Below are 15,157 nucleotides of genomic sequence, written 5' to 3' on the forward strand. Positions count from 1 at the left end.
GCTACCTCGCTTTCTTTGTGGTAACAGTTTTCTTCTGTGTGGTCTTTTTCTGCTGCTTCTGCACTTTCTCGTAACGCTCCCTGACAGATGACTCCACCTTGTCGTAGTGAGTATAAAGCTCGGTTCCTTTCTGGGTTGTCACCACACGATTCTGCTCATCGTAGAGCTTATAATCCTTGGTTGAATCAAGGAAGGTAAGCATTGTCTTTCCACCATGAATCTCCATGATGTTTTCCTTACGGAGCCATACATATCTTGCCTCTTCTCCCCATGTGCCGGGAACTCTGGTCTTAACAGCATGGTCATTTTCTTCGATAATCAGCTTCTTGCTGATTGTCACATCTGACAGGTTCGCATTTTTTGATGCTGCAACTGCCCTCATTCTCTCAGCAAGGTCCTGATAGCCTCTGACACGGTTGATAAATGCATCCTTGTCCATCATGACTGTATGGGTGCCATCCTCATTCTTGCTGCCAAGCACACCGATTGTCTCAAGCTGTTTGATAACACTTTCAGCCTGCTCACCATTGATACTGAAATTCTCCTTGACCTGATCCACACTGATAGCTTTCTTTTCCATTGCAAACATTCCGACCTTTTCGATCAGTCCGTCAATAGCGGTATTAACCCTATCCCCTTCTATCGTGTGGCTTTTCTCGTTTCCCTGCTGTTTCTTCAAAAAATCCATCAGCTTGCCAAGGGATTTTTCATCTCCATTCTTCAGATAATCGTCAAATGTGGCAATCTTACCAAACTTGAGCTTCTGTATCATCATATTCACACGGGGAACTGCCTCAGTATGGAAGATAACCTCACTCAGTCCATCTTTCCTGTTACAGTCTGGAAGTACCGAATACAGGATTCCATACTTCTTTGCCATCTTTTCAACCTTTTTCATATCTTCGGTATTAAACTGCAACACCTGTAAATCGCCACCTTTTAAGATCAGCTTTCTCATGGATGTCTTGCCAAGTGACTTTTCATAATCAAGCATCCCTTTTAAGAAATCTATTGCCTTCTGCATGGCAGCAATGCCGCCGCTTCCTACCTTCATGGCAATCTCAATGCCATCATAAGCTACACGGATGATCTGCACCGCTTCCTGAATCTCTTCTGCCATTATCGCACCTCCACTTTCTCTCTGACTGTTGTTTTAAGTGTTTCTGTCTCTGTAGTACGGATTTCCTCGGCTGATACATCAATACCATAAGCAGTCAAAATATCTGCCAGATGATTGATTGCTTTCTCCTCCTCGATACGATACATTTCAAGTGCCACAAGCAGGTTTTCCACCTGTTCCACCCATGCAGGCTTCATATCATATTTAGACCTGTATGTGACCATAATCTCGTCCGACTCAGCCTTATCCGCTGAATGTGCCAAAGCTTCAATAAGAGAAATCGTGTCTTCCTTGCTGCCACTTCTGAATGCGAACTGGACAACAAAGTTTTTCTCTTCCTCTGTAAACTGATGCTCCACACCATTCATTTCTGTTACTGCTTCATTTACTACTGCTAAATTCATAAGTTCCTCCTAATCTGCCATGCTGTTTTCAAGCACAGCAATCTCAATGATCTCCTTCATCTTTTCCGCTGAAATGTTGTTGTTTATAAGCTCTACAAGCTGTGACTCAGTAAGTCCCTTTTCTATTGCACTCTTAATCTGCACAAGCTGCGCCGGAACAAGGTCTCCCGATGCAACCAGCTTTACAATGTCTGCTCTTGACTTTTTCTTAAATGACAGTCTTGCAAAAAGACTTGCCACTCCGCTGTTGCTGCTCTTTCTCACACTTCGCTCAATCGGAAGTCTCTGCACCACATTTCCAGTACCATCAACTACCGGAATCTGATAATAGACCGGAATCCCGTTTGCCACAGCCTGCATATTCTGAGGAACTGCAACTGTATCAACCATCTTTTTATCTGCCTGTGATACGGACTGGCTTTCCTGCGGCTCTGCCTTACTTTCTGCCTCTTTCTTATTCTCTGTGGCAACACTTATGATCTTATCTTCCAATGACTCTATTCTGTCTCCCATACGCTTCATCTCCTTATCCTTTTTCTCAATATCATCCCTGAGTCTTGCAATCGTACTGCTTGCCTTATTCAGTTCATTCTGCTGACTGTTGATAAGAGCGTCCTTATCCTGGTTCTCCTTGACCAGACGCTCCCTGACTTCCTCGTCATCTTTGGAAGTTTCTATTTCAGAAAGCTTCTTATTCAGGGCATCATACCTTTCATTCTGATGATTGATCTTTGCAACCACTTCATCCATCTGAGCTACAAGACTTTTCACATACTCTAAATCCTGTGGCATCTGCTCTTTGGCTTTATTAAGCTTTTCTAATACCACATCAAACATCCTGCGCATGTTTACTGCTGTATCATCTTTTTGGACTACCTCTCTGATTGCATCAATCGGCACACCTTTTTCATAGTAATCCAATGCTGTCTGCATCTTAGGTGCTGCCATCCTGCTATCTTTCAGCAGCGTTAACAACTCTTCTGATACACCCTTATGCAGACATTTTGATAACACCTTCATCTGCTCAATGTCATAACTTTTGTTAAGATACAGACCGATTTCATCATCAGTCAGTCCATATTCATAATCGCTTTTGACAAGAGCAATAACCTCACTGTCCATATGCTTATTACGAAGAATCTGTATCTTTCTCTCAATCGCCATTTCACTTAATGGCTCTCTTTTTTCTTCCATATATGCCTCCTAACCACTAAAAAAACAGCCTAACGTACCGGCTGTTCTTTTCTGTCTCTTATTGTTTCTTTGTCATACTGCTTCTCTTCTGCCGAAGCTGATACCGTAAGTTCCTTCCATATTGATCTTCCAAGATTAAGTTCCTTTGATACCGCCCGTTCTGCCTTACAGTCCTGTGCATACTTGCTCTCATATTTTTTTCTAAGACTCTCGACCTCTTCCACACTGTATCCCTGTGCCAGAAGCTCAGTGTTAAGCCTTTCCCATGCATTGTGCTCATCTTCAAAGAAGGTATCCCCACTCTGATAACACGATTCCGCATCATCAAGCCCCCGGATCTGTTCAGCCTTGTCAAAAATATCTTTGAATCTTTCCTTAGCCTTATAGGTCTTACTCTTTTCCTTTGATGCTTCTTTTTTCTTATCCGTCAGATTATCAAGTACCGATACAAGTTCTTCCGCACTCTCAATCTTATGCCTTACCAGAAATAGATACTGCTCCTGCAGCTTATGCATCTTTCGGATATCATCCCTATACTTCCATACCTGACTGTATGGCTTCTTTTTCAGCTTTCCAATCCGGTAAAGCTTTGCATAATATCTTTTCTGCAAGCCTGACATCTTCGCCCTGTGGTATCTTTTGACATAGCACTTTACTATCGCTGCCTGTTTTTCCTCATTCTGTGACTGGTAAAAAGATAAATCTTCCTTAGCAATACGCTCCACAATAGCTTCCTGTGAATAATTCTCGCCAAGAGTCTTACATCTTCTGAATCTTGTCATCCCCTGTGGTCTGACTGCCAGATACTTTCCCTGCTTGACCTCATATCCTTTTTCCGACAGCAGCTCCAGAAATCCACTGAAATCATTTGCCTGTAAAATGCAGGCATCAAGATCTCTTTTTATCATATCTGCCCACACAAAGCTGCCTTCACGATATTCGCTCCAATCCTTATAATTCTCATGCTTTTTCTCTTTGCTGCCATCCTCCACATCTATAATGGAAAGACCATACTCCTGACACAGCTTATTGGTAATCGGCTGGATATACTTTGCCCAGTCACCTTTCTCGTAGCGATACTTTTTCCCATCCACAAAGCTTACACTGTTAAATACAATGTGTGAATGAACATGGTCTGTATTATCATGAACCACAAATACCGCTTCATAGGCATCACCAAGATATTCTGCTACAAACTTCTGTGTTATCTCAAAAGCCCTGTCCGGTTCCACCTCATCCTCTTTGAAGGAAAGAATGATGTGATACCCCTGTCGCTTGTCTGTTTTTCCAAACTGTTTCTTTGTATCCATCATCTGTTCAAAAGCCATATCTGCCTGGCAGTTTATGGCTCCCACAAGTCTTCCTCCCTGCGTTTTCTCAGGATTCATTACATAATCCAGTGCCCGCTTTAAATGCCTTGCATGAAAAGAATTCCCGCTGTCCTTCATGTGAAGTATCTTACTGATTGCCAATCTTTACCACCGCCTCGCTGACAGACTGATTCAGCTTTTTCATATATGACACAAGCTGTTCCTTATCTTTCTTGGAATACAGCTGTGCATTGCTGTTAAATACAATCTGATTGATGTTAATGCCGATTCGGTTTATCTCATTGATAAGCTCTTTAAGAAGTTTCCTTACTTCCGGATAATCATTTGGTTTCTGACTGATTAGAAGCCTGATATATTCGGCTTCATTCATTCCATTTGCCTTTGCCTTATCAGAAAGTACCTTCGCTTCCTGTGGCATAAGTCTTAGTGTTTTCCTTATACAATGAACTTTATCAGCCATAAAATCACCTTCCTCTCTTACCCGTACTGTATTCTCTTACTCCTTCTGCTACTGTTACAGCAGCTTTTTCCAGTTCTTTATTACCCAGCTGGGCAATAACCCTGTCTGCAAGCTCTGTGGCAACTTCTATAAGTTCCTTACCATAACTGGTTTTATCAAACAATCTGTCCAGTCTCTTTTCATCTGCTTTCAGACTTTCATACTTGCTCTGATACTCGTTATAGTCGTTAAAATCCTTTGGATCACTCCTGTGTGCTTCCGCATCAAGTATCAGTTCATAGTTCCATTCACAGACAATATCTATAACATCATCAATCAAATATGGTTCTATCTCGCCATTCTCTTCAGCAATATCCTGCCTGTACATCTTCCCATCTGAATCTATGCCAATGGCATAATCATGTCCTTCCATATAGTTAAGCAGAATTGCAGCATCTTCTATCGAAGGGTTTAGTAAGATATCAAATGTGTCTGCCCAGGCAATAAGTTCCTCTGGTTCTGTGATTATTGTAAGTTCTTTATCCATTGCTTTCCTGCACCTCCCTTATCCGTGTTTTGTATATCTCTTCCACCCACACGCCTGTCTGAATCTCTTAGGTTTACGGCTAGATACGCATTAGAGACATCTCTGTCCTAATGCCATCTAGTTAGGGAGAAAATCTCCCTAAAACCCTCTGTTTATGAAAGTGGGGGCGCTTTTTGCCCCCACTTTGCTATTTTGGGGGCGCTTTCTGCCCCCACTTTGTTATTTTGGGGGCGCTTTCCGCCCCCACTTTTATTTTTACTTCAGTCCGGATTTTGTCGTGTCCAAATTGTGGGGGCACTTTCTGCCCCCACTTTGACATTTTGGGGGCGCTTTCTGCCCCCACTTTGCTGTTTTGGGGGCGCTTTCTGCCCCCACACATCAAAATCCGTTTTCTCATGCCCTGACTGGTTCATCTGCTCGCTTATTCATCCTGTTCAGATTAAGCTTTGCCGCTACAAGCCACTCGTTGTAATCCTTATATCCGGCAGGTGGCGGACAGTCTTCTACCTCATATCCAAGCTCATAATACTTTCTCATAAGTTCAGCTGCTGCTTTTCTCCCCGGCTCATCTCCATCAAGGCAGAACCGGATGGAAGTAATCTGCGGATGTTCCCGAAGAAAAGTCTCAAGTGGTGCATCTGCAAGCATCCCAAGTGCCAGCTTATTTGATTCATAATCCGCGAAGATATCGACATAACTCATAAGGTCGATTGCAGCCTCAAATACTACAAGCTCTGTACTGTTAACATTTACCACATTAAATCCATAGTTCTTATCATTTCCTGTGACATCACACTTGAATGGCTTGCCCTGCTTATCAAACACTCCCCGCATACTTGCAAATCTTGTCACTCCATTTTTATCATTTCCTTTGAAAACAACATTGTGGTAATGCCTGCTCTCATAAATCAGTCCTTCTTTTAAAAACAGATCTATGACTGCTCTGCTGATTCCTCTCTCCTGATTCAGATAGGAAATAATATAGGAATTATCTCCTGCCGGTTCCGGTAGGACAAATGGCTTTCTCTCCTCTGCCTGCTTCTGCGATACCTGATGAACAAGAGGCTGCTTTACAGGCTTCTCAATTCTTTTGTATCCTGCGAAATCTAAAAGCCAGAACACAGCCTCTTTTACACTCATTCCACAAAATACCCGTAAGAAATCTATCTGTGAGCCGCCATTGTTGCCTTTGTCAAACTGCCTTGACCATCTGTACCAATGGCTTCTGTTATAGATACGGATGGAATCCATCTCCTTTAAAGTGTGGTATTTGCCAATCCTCTTTACTGTATACCCAAGGCTTTCAGCAACTGCACACAGGTCAACACTCTTTGCTATGGCAAGCTCTTCATCCGTAAATCTTCCATCCATGCTTTCACCTTGCCTTTCCCTGCTCTGCTACAAGCGGTGACTTGATATCAAGTGTCCGGTAATCTGTGCTCAGGGTAATCTTAGGATTATCAATCATGCCTTTTTCCCTGAAACTGAAAAATTCACGATTGTCTCCACCGACTATGATATGGTCAATGAGAGGTATTCCCATCAGCTCACACAGCTTGTTCATGCGATCCGTCATCATCGTGTCTGCCTTGCTTGGGAATACGTTCCCGGATGGATGACAATGGATTAACATCATGCTTGCAGCATTGCTTAAGATACTTGATTTAAACAGTTCTCTCGGATGTGCCATTGCCTCATTTAAAGAGCCAACACTTGCAAAATGCACATTGATAGGTTTTAAATCTGACCTTAGATTGACCACACACACTACTTCCCTGTCAAACTGGCACATACAGTCTCCCATGACAGCAGCTATATCCGCCGGATTGTTAAAGGTGTGCTCCGAATAAATCGGAGCATCCTTTACAAGTCTTACCGAAACCACATCAAGCTTGAAGTCATTCTTCTTTGGCATCAGACACCGCCTCCTCTCCAGACTCGACACGGATAACAAAGTCACCTTTCTGGCTGTTTATGAGAGCAATGAGTTCTTCCATTGTAAGTTCCTGCTCCATAACTGCCTCCTATCTGGACTTTTCCTTCGCATCATATACAAGGGGAGGTTCTGCAACGATACCATCAAGTCTCTTGTTCGGTGTATCAGTTGCAAGGGTAAGTTTTCTTAAATCCTTATCATAGTGATATACCTGATTGGAAAGTCTCTCGTCCAAAGACACCTCCTGCATATTTACCTCAACTACCATCTGTGCAAGCATCTCAGGGCTTCCCATATCTGAAGATACAGCAATAACCTCATGCACGCTCGAAGGGAGAATATAAAGGTCACTCTCTAAACTCTCTGCCAGCTCATGAAGCTCATTCTCATAAAGCATGGATGCTGCGCCATTGATACCCTTTTCATTGGAAATCACCCACATTGTCTGTTCCGGTGGAATCTCGGCTATCATCATATCTGCAATCTCCTGTGGCATCCCATCCCTTGCGAACATTTCTTTCATAATGTCATTCATGCTTCGTACTACAGGTGGAAAGAGCCTTCTTGTGTTTTCAGCAGCACACTTAAAGAGCTGTTCCTCGCTCATCCCAAGTCTTTTTGCAAATTCATTTGTAATTTTTGAACTCTGCACCGCATCCTTATCGGCACTGATAATTACCTTGTACACAATAGAAAGATCCTGGAACTCCCTGTGAGGTACCTGTTCCAAAAAGGTCTTATTCTGCTCTGTATTGATGAGCTGGAATACAATCTTCTCGTTAGCATCTCTCATAATGCTGTCCACATCAACAACCGGAGCCTGCTCATATGCCCTTTCCATAAAGTCACATGCAGCCATAAGTGTTTCCTCAAGATCACCACAGTCCTGATACTTCTTATACATGTCATTGATATAAATCGTAGGCGAAATGTTCCTGCCTTCTTCTCTTAAGATGATGCCATCAAGAGTCACATTCACCTTTTCCACGGGTTCTGCCACAAGCTCCATTCCTTTGAACTTCTCAGGCATATAATCCATAAACTTTTCTTTTACTACTTCCTTAAAAATCTCGTAATTCATCATATTACGGTTCCTCCTTAATCTAAATTGTCATATAAAATTCCTTCATCATCGGGATTATTGTGTTCTCTGTAACTGTTGTCTTCTTCGATTCCCATATCAAAAGTGGTATGAGATTTTCTTTTCTTTCTGTAATAATTCTTGAGAAACATGCACTTTCTACAGTTCTCACAGAATAATTCTTCCGGCGGAATACCAAGTGCCTTTGCAATCCTGTTCAACGTTCCCGTCTTTGGAACTCTTGAACCATTTTCGTATTGGGCAATTCTTACATCACCTCTATTTTCAAAACCACTTTTCTCGCCCAGTTCCCTGAGTGTCATTTTTTGTCGTTTTCTGTAATATCTGATTCTTTCTCCTACCACTGTTTGTCCTCCAAATCAAAAAAGCGGAGAACATAAGTCACTGGCTTACATTCCCCGCAAGGTTAATTGTTACTGTTTATTCTTTTTCTTTCTTCCACGAAGTCCTACTCCAACACCTGTAATAAGTGCAAGTGCACCGATTCCAAGATAAAGGAGTGGATTAGCATTGTCGCCTGTCTGTGGAAGCTTTGGTTCTGTCGGTACATTGACAAGCTTAAGAGTTGTTACTACAACATCTGGTGCATTGTCATCATATCGAAGTGTTACATCGTGAGCTGTTTCATCAAGGATATATCTGTCAGCTGCCTTTGTCTCAACTACTGTATAATGGATATCTTCCTTGAATGAACCATCCTCATTGTAAGTACAGATAGGAAGCTCCTTGCTCTCTGCATGACCATTCTTGTCAGTAGTGAGTGTATCAACTACCTTTCCATCCTTATCCCTTATTTCAAATACAACTCCTTCGATTGGCTTTCCGGTTACTTTGTCAGTTTTCTCAATGACAATCTTACCGACTGCCTGCTCATCCTTCATGGATACCTTCTGGATTTCTGCTGTCTCCTTTACTTCAAAGGTTACATCACTTGCCACCTTATATCCATATGGTGCAGATTCCTCTCTGAGTGTGTACTTTCCGACAGGAAGTCTATCAATCATATGAGTCTTTCCTGCCTCTGATGTCCAGCTCTCAACAAGCTTTCCATCAGCATCAATAACTGAAAGCTTTGCTCCAGGTAATTCTTTCTCGCCTGTGATATCAGTCTTTGAAATCTCTACCTTGATCGGTGCATTTTCAAATGCTGCCTTAAACTCGATAACCTTTACCTTATCTCCCTGATATGAAGCATCCACATCAAATGTCTTATCTGACTTCACATAGCCCTTTGGTGCCTCAAGTTCTTTGACATAATACTGTCCAAGTGGAAGGTCAGAAGTAAATGTTACTTTGCCATCCTTTCCAGTAACACCTCTCTCAATCTGTGTATCTGCTTTGACAATAACCTTTCCATCCTTATTTACGATATCTTCTTTCGCAAACAAACCAAATACAGCACCTTCAAGCTCTTTCTTTGTCTCTGAATCAGTCTTTGTAACAGTAATCTGCACTTTCTGACGCTCATTTGTCACATCCATTCCTGCAAATACAACCTTTGTATTCTGGTCGATATAGGAAAGGTCTGCGTCAATCGGTGTATCATCAAGTACAAATCCATCTAATGTCTTTGTCTCTACAAGATAATACTTGCCAAGAGGAAGGTCATCAATTCTGGCAATGCCCTTATCGTTTGTTACGATAGTTGCTACCTTTTCCCCAGCTTTATGGTAAATGCTTCCAAGTCCGTCTGCACTCACGATATCCTCTTTTGCATATACATCAAAGGTTACTCCTGCAAGACTGTCCTTGAAGTAATTGAAAATGAAATCGTACCAGTGTCCCTTCATAAGAGTGGTATCTGTTACAAATTCACCATCCTTGTTGATTACGATAGAACCTGTCGGAACCTCGTCCTTCATCTCGACATGCTGCACATCGCCTGTATCCTCTACAGTAAACTGGATATCAGTTGCTTTCAGGTATCCGTATGGAGCAAACTCCTCACGAAGTGTGTAAGTCTCGCCAACTACAAGCTTCTTAATTACATGTGCTTCCTTGGCGTCAGATGTCCATGTGTCAATCACATTTCCATCCTGATCAAGAACTGTAAGTGTTGCACCTGTAAGCTCTGCACCGCTTGTAATATCAGTCTTTGTAAACTCAAAAGTAGTCGGTGTGTTCTTATACTCACTGTTATAAACAGCGGTTTTCACATCCTGTCCCTGATACTTTGCATCAAATGTTACTACTTCCTCATTTGTCACATATCCGGCAGGCTTTACAAGCTCCCTTGCAACATATTTTGCAAATGGATAATCCTTAACAAAAACAATCTTTCCATTCTCATCAGATGTTGCCTTCTCAAGAAGTGTACCTTTCTCGATAATAACCCTGCCATCAGCATTCTTGATATCCTCATCTGCATAAAGACCAAATACTGCACCTGCAATCGGTGTGTTATCTTCTGCATCAAGCTTAGTCACTGACATATCAAGCTTCTGTCTGTCATCAGAGAAAGTAAGACTTTCCTTGATAACAGGTGTCTTATCATCCACATATGTGAATGTCACTTTCTGCTCATTCGGATTTAATACATATCCGTATGGAGCAGATGCTTCCACAACTCTGTACTGTCCAAGAGGAAGATTCTTAGCTGTTGCCTTTCCATCCTTGCCAGTAGTAAGAGTTGTCACAAGGTCTCCCTTGCTGTAATACTTAATGCGGTTTCCGTCTGCATCCTTCTGGTTGTCTGCTGTGTAAATATCCTCGGCAGCATAAACTTCGAATTTTGCTCCGGCAAGTGAGCCTTCCTTATAAACAAACTCTTTCTCATATAAGCTTGCAAGAAGTCCACCCTTAAATCCGTCAAGTACCTCTCCCTTCTTTTCTACAGTCAGCTCTCCGACTGCAGGGGCATCAGAATATTCCACTGTGATGATGGCATCATTGGTATCTCCATCTGTCTCAAATGCTGTATCTGTATCAACTGAAATGTTGATATAGTTATCATTCACCACATATCCGAATGGTGCTTTTACCTCTTCAATGCGGTAGTTTCCGATTTTGAGTGCTTCCGGTAAGATTAAATCTCCGTCCTCATCAGTAAAGAATGAAGTATGCTCTACCTTTGACGGATAAGTCGTGTACTGGGTTACATATTCGTTCTTATCAATATTGAAGATCTTAAACTCTGCGTTTGGTACAAGTACTGTCTGCTTTGTATCGGAATCCTTCTTGATTACACGAAGCTTTGCAGTAAACTCCCTGTCAAGGAATACTCTCCATGTCTGAGGCTTGTCAGGATGGTTCTCGCTGATTTTCACCTCAAATGGCTTGATTGTCTTCATGTTATGTGGAGTCTTTGACTCTACTACCACATAAGTTCCATAAGGAATTGCAATGGAAACTGCATGTCCCTTGTCATCGGATGTGATTATTGTTGCTCCGTTTTCCCCGATTACCACAGGAGTAGCCTTATCAAAGTCATAACTTCCATCTGCCTTTACGGATAAAGAAGATTTTAAGTATGCTGTGAACTCTGCACCTGCCAACAAGACTGCTTCAGTATCATCGCCATTGTCAGATACCTTGATAAGCTGGAATGGCTGCTTGATGACCTGCTCTGCTGATGTTGTGCTTCTTGATACCTCTGCTACAAGGTCTCCCTCATAGTCGCATACTACATCGTGCTCCTCTTCGTCTAAGAGATACCCCTCTGATGGAGTGATTTCTTTCACATAATAGTTTCCAAGGTAAAGGTTATTGACCTCTGCTTCGCCATTCTTATCTGTTGTAAGTGTTGCTACAAGGTCTCCTGCTTTGAATACAACTCCTGTTGCTCCGTCCGGATGCACGATATCGTTTCTCGCATAAAGACCATAAACTGCACCTTTAAGGCTTGCATCTCCCTGGGCTACTGCCTTGCCTGATTCCTTGTCTACCTTGTAGATATGAATCTTTGCTGTGGTTCTGTCATTTACAAATGTGTGACTGAATGATGCCTTTGCCTGTGTTTCAGGTAATACATTGAAATTGAAGCTGTAAACATCTTTACTGTTTCTGATATACGCATATGGTGCCTGTGTCTCTTGGATATAATATCCGTTAGAGATTGGCAGATCCACGCTGTAGCTTGCCTTTCCGTCCTCACCTGTAGTTACTGTCTCAAGAGCTGTGCCCTTTGTTACGATAACCTGTCCGGCATAATTTTTGATGTCATTTCCGGCATAAAGTGTGTACTTGCCGCCATCAAGAGGATTCTCTGTGTCAGAGTCCTTCTTTACGACAGATACATCCGCTTTCTGTCTTGTATTCTCAATCGTAGTTGATTCATACTGTACTGTCACAGTCTGGTCCTTATACTCAACTGCTACTGTCTGAGGTGTGGTATTGATTGTATATCCCTCAATGCTCTTAATCTCTGTAACCACATAAGTTCCAAGATGAAGGTCAGATAATACCACCTGTCCGTCAGTTCCTGTTATAAGGCTTTCTGCCACTACATCGCCAGCATTGTAAACCTTAGTACCATCTGCCTTGTAGATATCTGCTCCAGCAGTTACCTTGAATGCTGCTCCGGAAAGCTTCTTTTTCTCATAAGTGAAATTGCTTCCATTCCATGAACTAAGCACCTCACCCTCTTTATAAATTGTGATTGCTCCAAGCTGCTCTTTATCTGTTGCAGAGATTCCCGTTGTCTGTCCTGCTTTTACAGTAAGTGTATGAACCTTACCGGAAAGGACATATCCCTTTGGTGCGGTAATCTCTTTTACATAATAAGTGCCTGCAACAAGTGCAGCTGACTTTGCATATCCGTTTCCATCTGTTGTCATGGTCTGTACTCTGTTTGTGCATCCGCTGTCAGAATAGATTCCATAGACTGCACCGGAAAGCTTCACTCCGCTTGACTCATCTGTCTTTGTAAGCTCACCATATCCGATATTCTCTGTCTTGACCTTGATATATGCTTTGATAGGATCTGCTGTCGGTCTTTCAGAAATAAACTCCTGATATCCGCTCTTTCCTGTAAGCCAGAATACACAGCTTGATGTGGTCTCAACCTTGCCAGCATTGGATGTGAATGTTCCTGTTGTAGCTGTAGTATTCACGCTCGTTGAAGAGATTGTAATACTGTTGCCATTCTTATCAACAGAATATCCGCTGATGCCAAAATCAAAATCCGATAAAACACCATTGCTGTCAGATAATGTTGTTTCAAATCTCTGACTTCCATCATTCCACTTTAATTCATAAGTTGGTGCCTCACTGGTTCTGCGTGATGCAAAACTTGGAAGTGTTGCATTGTAGGAGCTGCTGATATTGTCCCTGAGTCTCTCATAATAGCTGTATGAAGAATCAGGACTTGGTGCTGTGTTGCAGAGCTTTCTCGCTGCCGAATCACCACTTCCGGTTCCAAAGATATCTGCTACAATAACCCATACCATTGCCTGAGTTGCGATATACTCATCGCACTGACTGTTGCTTGGTGCCGCCTTTTGTGTACTGTTAAACCCATAATAAAGGCAGTAACTTAAAAGCTTTCTCTGCTGTGCTGACATTGATGTGCTCGCATCATCGTAGCTGTTCATAAGCTGACCGCCATCTGCTCTTAATCCGAAATTCATACAATATGCAGAATTTCCGTCAAGAATTGAATACAGAATCTTGCCATGATTATATCCGGGCTTCAGCTCACTTACTTCTCCGGAATTTTTGACTGACGCATTCCAGAACGCAATATTTGCCTGCGGACTGGCTGCAAATGCTGTTGTTCCATTCGTAAAGAGTGTTCCAACCAGTGTGAGCATTGCCATAAATCCTGCCATAAAACGCTTTAGTTTCTGTTTCATGTGCTCTTTCCTCCTTAATTTACGCATAAAAAAAGAAAGACATAAGTTTATGGCTTACATCTTTCTTCCTTCTGCTTCTATTCGTTTTTATTTATCTGTGACATCGAAACTCGTAATAGTCTGTGCCGCCTGTCGTGTAAACTCCATCATAACTGATGTAGAATACCGGATCTGTTTCCAAAAGTAACATACTTGCAATATATTCTGCGATTGCATCCTCAGATGATAACCGCTGTCCATCAATGGTACTTGCTTTGTTGAGGTCTGTCTCTACAAACACACTATAATAAGAGCCTTCCATACCATCGTAAGGATAGTACTCATTGTACTCTTCCTGCGTGATACTGCCGTCATTCAAATGATTCTGTAAATTCTGCTGTGTGGTAATCATCCCTCCTGCCTGACACTTTGCTGTTGCAAGTGACACAACATTCTGTGGACTGTACGCCACGGATGCAGGCTGTGGATTGCTCACATTGTCTTTCGGACTGTCTGTAGTCTGACCACCATTACCTGCATTACTCTGATTTCCACCAGCTTCCTTATTACCACTTGCAGGAGCTTTCTGTTCCGGCTCGTCATCCTGCTCTGACTTTTCTTTCTGCTTTGAAGCAGTTTCATTATCAGCAGACTGGTTATCTTCCTTATCAGTCTTCTCTTCTGAATCCTTAACCTCGGCAATATCTTTCTCTGTCTCTTCACTTCCAGCTTCGGTTGTGACCTCTGTAACAGCTTCCGTTGCCATTGCTACTTCTTCAGTTGGTTTTACGCTTTCCATCTGTTTCTCTGTCTGATTATCAGCCTTTTCCTTACCACCATTACAGGCAGCCATTGAAAAGACCAGTACTGCGGATAATAAGATAATACTTATCTTCTTCATAGTAATCACCCATCCCTTCTCCGCAAGAGGGACGGGCTTTGTGTTCCGTGCCATCCACCCTTGCGGTGAACTATTTATCTGTAATGCACGGGACACATAGGACTGTCCCGTATTCTGTGCATCTTAAACTCCTTTCATTATACCAGCTCTCTTATTTTAAAGAAATACTGCATAAGTCTTCTGTTTTTCTTGTAATTTAAGAATAAACCCTTTACCTGCATACGCTCACCTCCTCTCAGAATGTGCCCATTCTTACGAATGAAAGAAATATCCTTGCCACCATAGCGAATAGAAGAAGAATTATTCTGGCAAGTCCTAAGACCAGCTTCAACGCTCCAAGAATTATCCTCAATATCCACTTGAGTATCTCTAAAATTACTGTTCCTACGGCTCCCATAACTCTTCTCATAAT

Annotated in this window: 13 protein-coding genes; all 13 read right to left on the minus strand. The window is 42.2% G+C overall.

What is annotated here, in order from left to right:
- Position 1: 1 nt before the first annotated feature.
- The 13 genes from DXA55_RS06165 to DXA55_RS06230 all read right to left on the minus strand — a co-directional run bounded on the left by DXA55_RS06165 (position 2) and on the right by DXA55_RS06230 (position 15,154).
- Positions 2–1,120 carry a PcfB family protein gene (locus DXA55_RS06165; protein WP_117606308.1) on the minus strand — a complete coding sequence of 373 codons (1,119 nt, stop codon included), beginning with the start codon at positions 1,118–1,120 and terminating at the stop codon, positions 2–4.
- On the minus strand, positions 1,120–1,524 hold the full coding sequence (locus DXA55_RS06170) for a hypothetical protein (RefSeq protein WP_006858865.1): 405 nt from the start codon (positions 1,522–1,524) through the stop codon (positions 1,120–1,122). Before DXA55_RS06170 ends, DXA55_RS06165 begins: the two co-directional genes overlap by 1 nt.
- Positions 1,525–1,533: 9 nt before the next feature.
- Entirely contained in the window at positions 1,534–2,718 is a 1,185-nt protein-coding gene (locus DXA55_RS06175) for a hypothetical protein (protein WP_077326144.1), read from the minus strand.
- Positions 2,719–2,747: 29 nt separating this feature from the next.
- Positions 2,748–4,166, minus strand: coding sequence for a relaxase/mobilization nuclease domain-containing protein (locus DXA55_RS06180; RefSeq protein ID WP_117813354.1), 1,419 nt, complete (start codon positions 4,164–4,166; stop codon positions 2,748–2,750).
- Positions 4,167–4,176: 10 nt separating this feature from the next.
- Positions 4,177–4,509, minus strand: a complete 333-nt coding sequence (locus DXA55_RS06185) for a plasmid mobilization protein (protein ID WP_117813356.1) — start codon at positions 4,507–4,509, stop codon at positions 4,177–4,179.
- 4 nt (positions 4,510–4,513) lie between these two features.
- Complete coding sequence (locus tag DXA55_RS06190; protein ID WP_106765270.1) at positions 4,514–5,035, minus strand: multidrug transporter; 522 nt, start codon at positions 5,033–5,035, stop codon at positions 4,514–4,516.
- 393 nt (positions 5,036–5,428) lie between these two features.
- Positions 5,429–6,406 carry a DUF3991 and TOPRIM domain-containing protein gene (locus DXA55_RS06200; RefSeq protein WP_117813360.1) on the minus strand — a complete coding sequence of 326 codons (978 nt, stop codon included), beginning with the start codon at positions 6,404–6,406 and terminating at the stop codon, positions 5,429–5,431.
- 4 nt (positions 6,407–6,410) lie between these two features.
- The gene (locus DXA55_RS06205) at positions 6,411–6,950 is read right to left on the minus strand and encodes a JAB domain-containing protein (protein ID WP_004611525.1); all 540 of its coding nucleotides are present in this window, start codon (positions 6,948–6,950) and stop codon (positions 6,411–6,413) included.
- 109 nt (positions 6,951–7,059) lie between these two features.
- Positions 7,060–8,055, minus strand: coding sequence for a DUF5688 family protein (locus DXA55_RS06210; RefSeq protein WP_117813362.1), 996 nt, complete (start codon positions 8,053–8,055; stop codon positions 7,060–7,062).
- Between the two features lie 14 nt (positions 8,056–8,069).
- Positions 8,070–8,417, minus strand: coding sequence for a helix-turn-helix domain-containing protein (locus DXA55_RS06215; RefSeq protein ID WP_021894481.1), 348 nt, complete (start codon positions 8,415–8,417; stop codon positions 8,070–8,072).
- 69 nt (positions 8,418–8,486) lie between these two features.
- Positions 8,487–13,865, minus strand: a complete 5,379-nt coding sequence (locus DXA55_RS06220; protein ID WP_199605751.1) for a SpaA isopeptide-forming pilin-related protein — start codon at positions 13,863–13,865, stop codon at positions 8,487–8,489.
- Between the two features lie 91 nt (positions 13,866–13,956).
- On the minus strand, positions 13,957–14,799 hold the full coding sequence (locus DXA55_RS06225; protein ID WP_117568816.1) for a hypothetical protein: 843 nt from the start codon (positions 14,797–14,799) through the stop codon (positions 13,957–13,959).
- A 181-nt stretch (positions 14,800–14,980) separates the two neighbouring features.
- Positions 14,981–15,154, minus strand: coding sequence for a hypothetical protein (locus tag DXA55_RS06230; RefSeq protein ID WP_015516967.1), 174 nt, complete (start codon positions 15,152–15,154; stop codon positions 14,981–14,983).
- Positions 15,155–15,157 lie beyond the last annotated feature (3 nt).

The organism is Blautia sp. OF03-13 (assembly GCF_003460685.1).
Taxonomy (GTDB): domain Bacteria; phylum Bacillota; class Clostridia; order Lachnospirales; family Lachnospiraceae; genus Fusicatenibacter; species Fusicatenibacter saccharivorans.

Coding starts and splice junctions, on each gene's coding strand:
- DXA55_RS06200 (WP_117813360.1), bottom strand. CDS start 6,406: ATGGATGGAAGATTTACGGATGAAGAGCTTGCCATAGCAAAGAGTGTT.
- DXA55_RS06210 (WP_117813362.1), bottom strand. CDS start 8,055: ATGATGAATTACGAGATTTTTAAGGAAGTAGTAAAAGAAAAGTTTATG.
- DXA55_RS06165 (WP_117606308.1), bottom strand. CDS start 1,120: ATGGCAGAAGAGATTCAGGAAGCGGTGCAGATCATCCGTGTAGCTTAT.
- DXA55_RS06205 (WP_004611525.1), bottom strand. CDS start 6,950: ATGCCAAAGAAGAATGACTTCAAGCTTGATGTGGTTTCGGTAAGACTT.
- DXA55_RS06230 (WP_015516967.1), bottom strand. CDS start 15,154: ATGAGAAGAGTTATGGGAGCCGTAGGAACAGTAATTTTAGAGATACTC.
- DXA55_RS06180 (WP_117813354.1), bottom strand. CDS start 4,166: ATGAAGGACAGCGGGAATTCTTTTCATGCAAGGCATTTAAAGCGGGCA.
- DXA55_RS06190 (WP_106765270.1), bottom strand. CDS start 5,035: ATGGATAAAGAACTTACAATAATCACAGAACCAGAGGAACTTATTGCC.
- DXA55_RS06175 (WP_077326144.1), bottom strand. CDS start 2,718: ATGGAAGAAAAAAGAGAGCCATTAAGTGAAATGGCGATTGAGAGAAAG.
- DXA55_RS06225 (WP_117568816.1), bottom strand. CDS start 14,799: ATGGCACGGAACACAAAGCCCGTCCCTCTTGCGGAGAAGGGATGGGTG.
- DXA55_RS06185 (WP_117813356.1), bottom strand. CDS start 4,509: ATGGCTGATAAAGTTCATTGTATAAGGAAAACACTAAGACTTATGCCA.
- DXA55_RS06220 (WP_199605751.1), bottom strand. CDS start 13,865: ATGAAACAGAAACTAAAGCGTTTTATGGCAGGATTTATGGCAATGCTC.
- DXA55_RS06170 (WP_006858865.1), bottom strand. CDS start 1,524: ATGAATTTAGCAGTAGTAAATGAAGCAGTAACAGAAATGAATGGTGTG.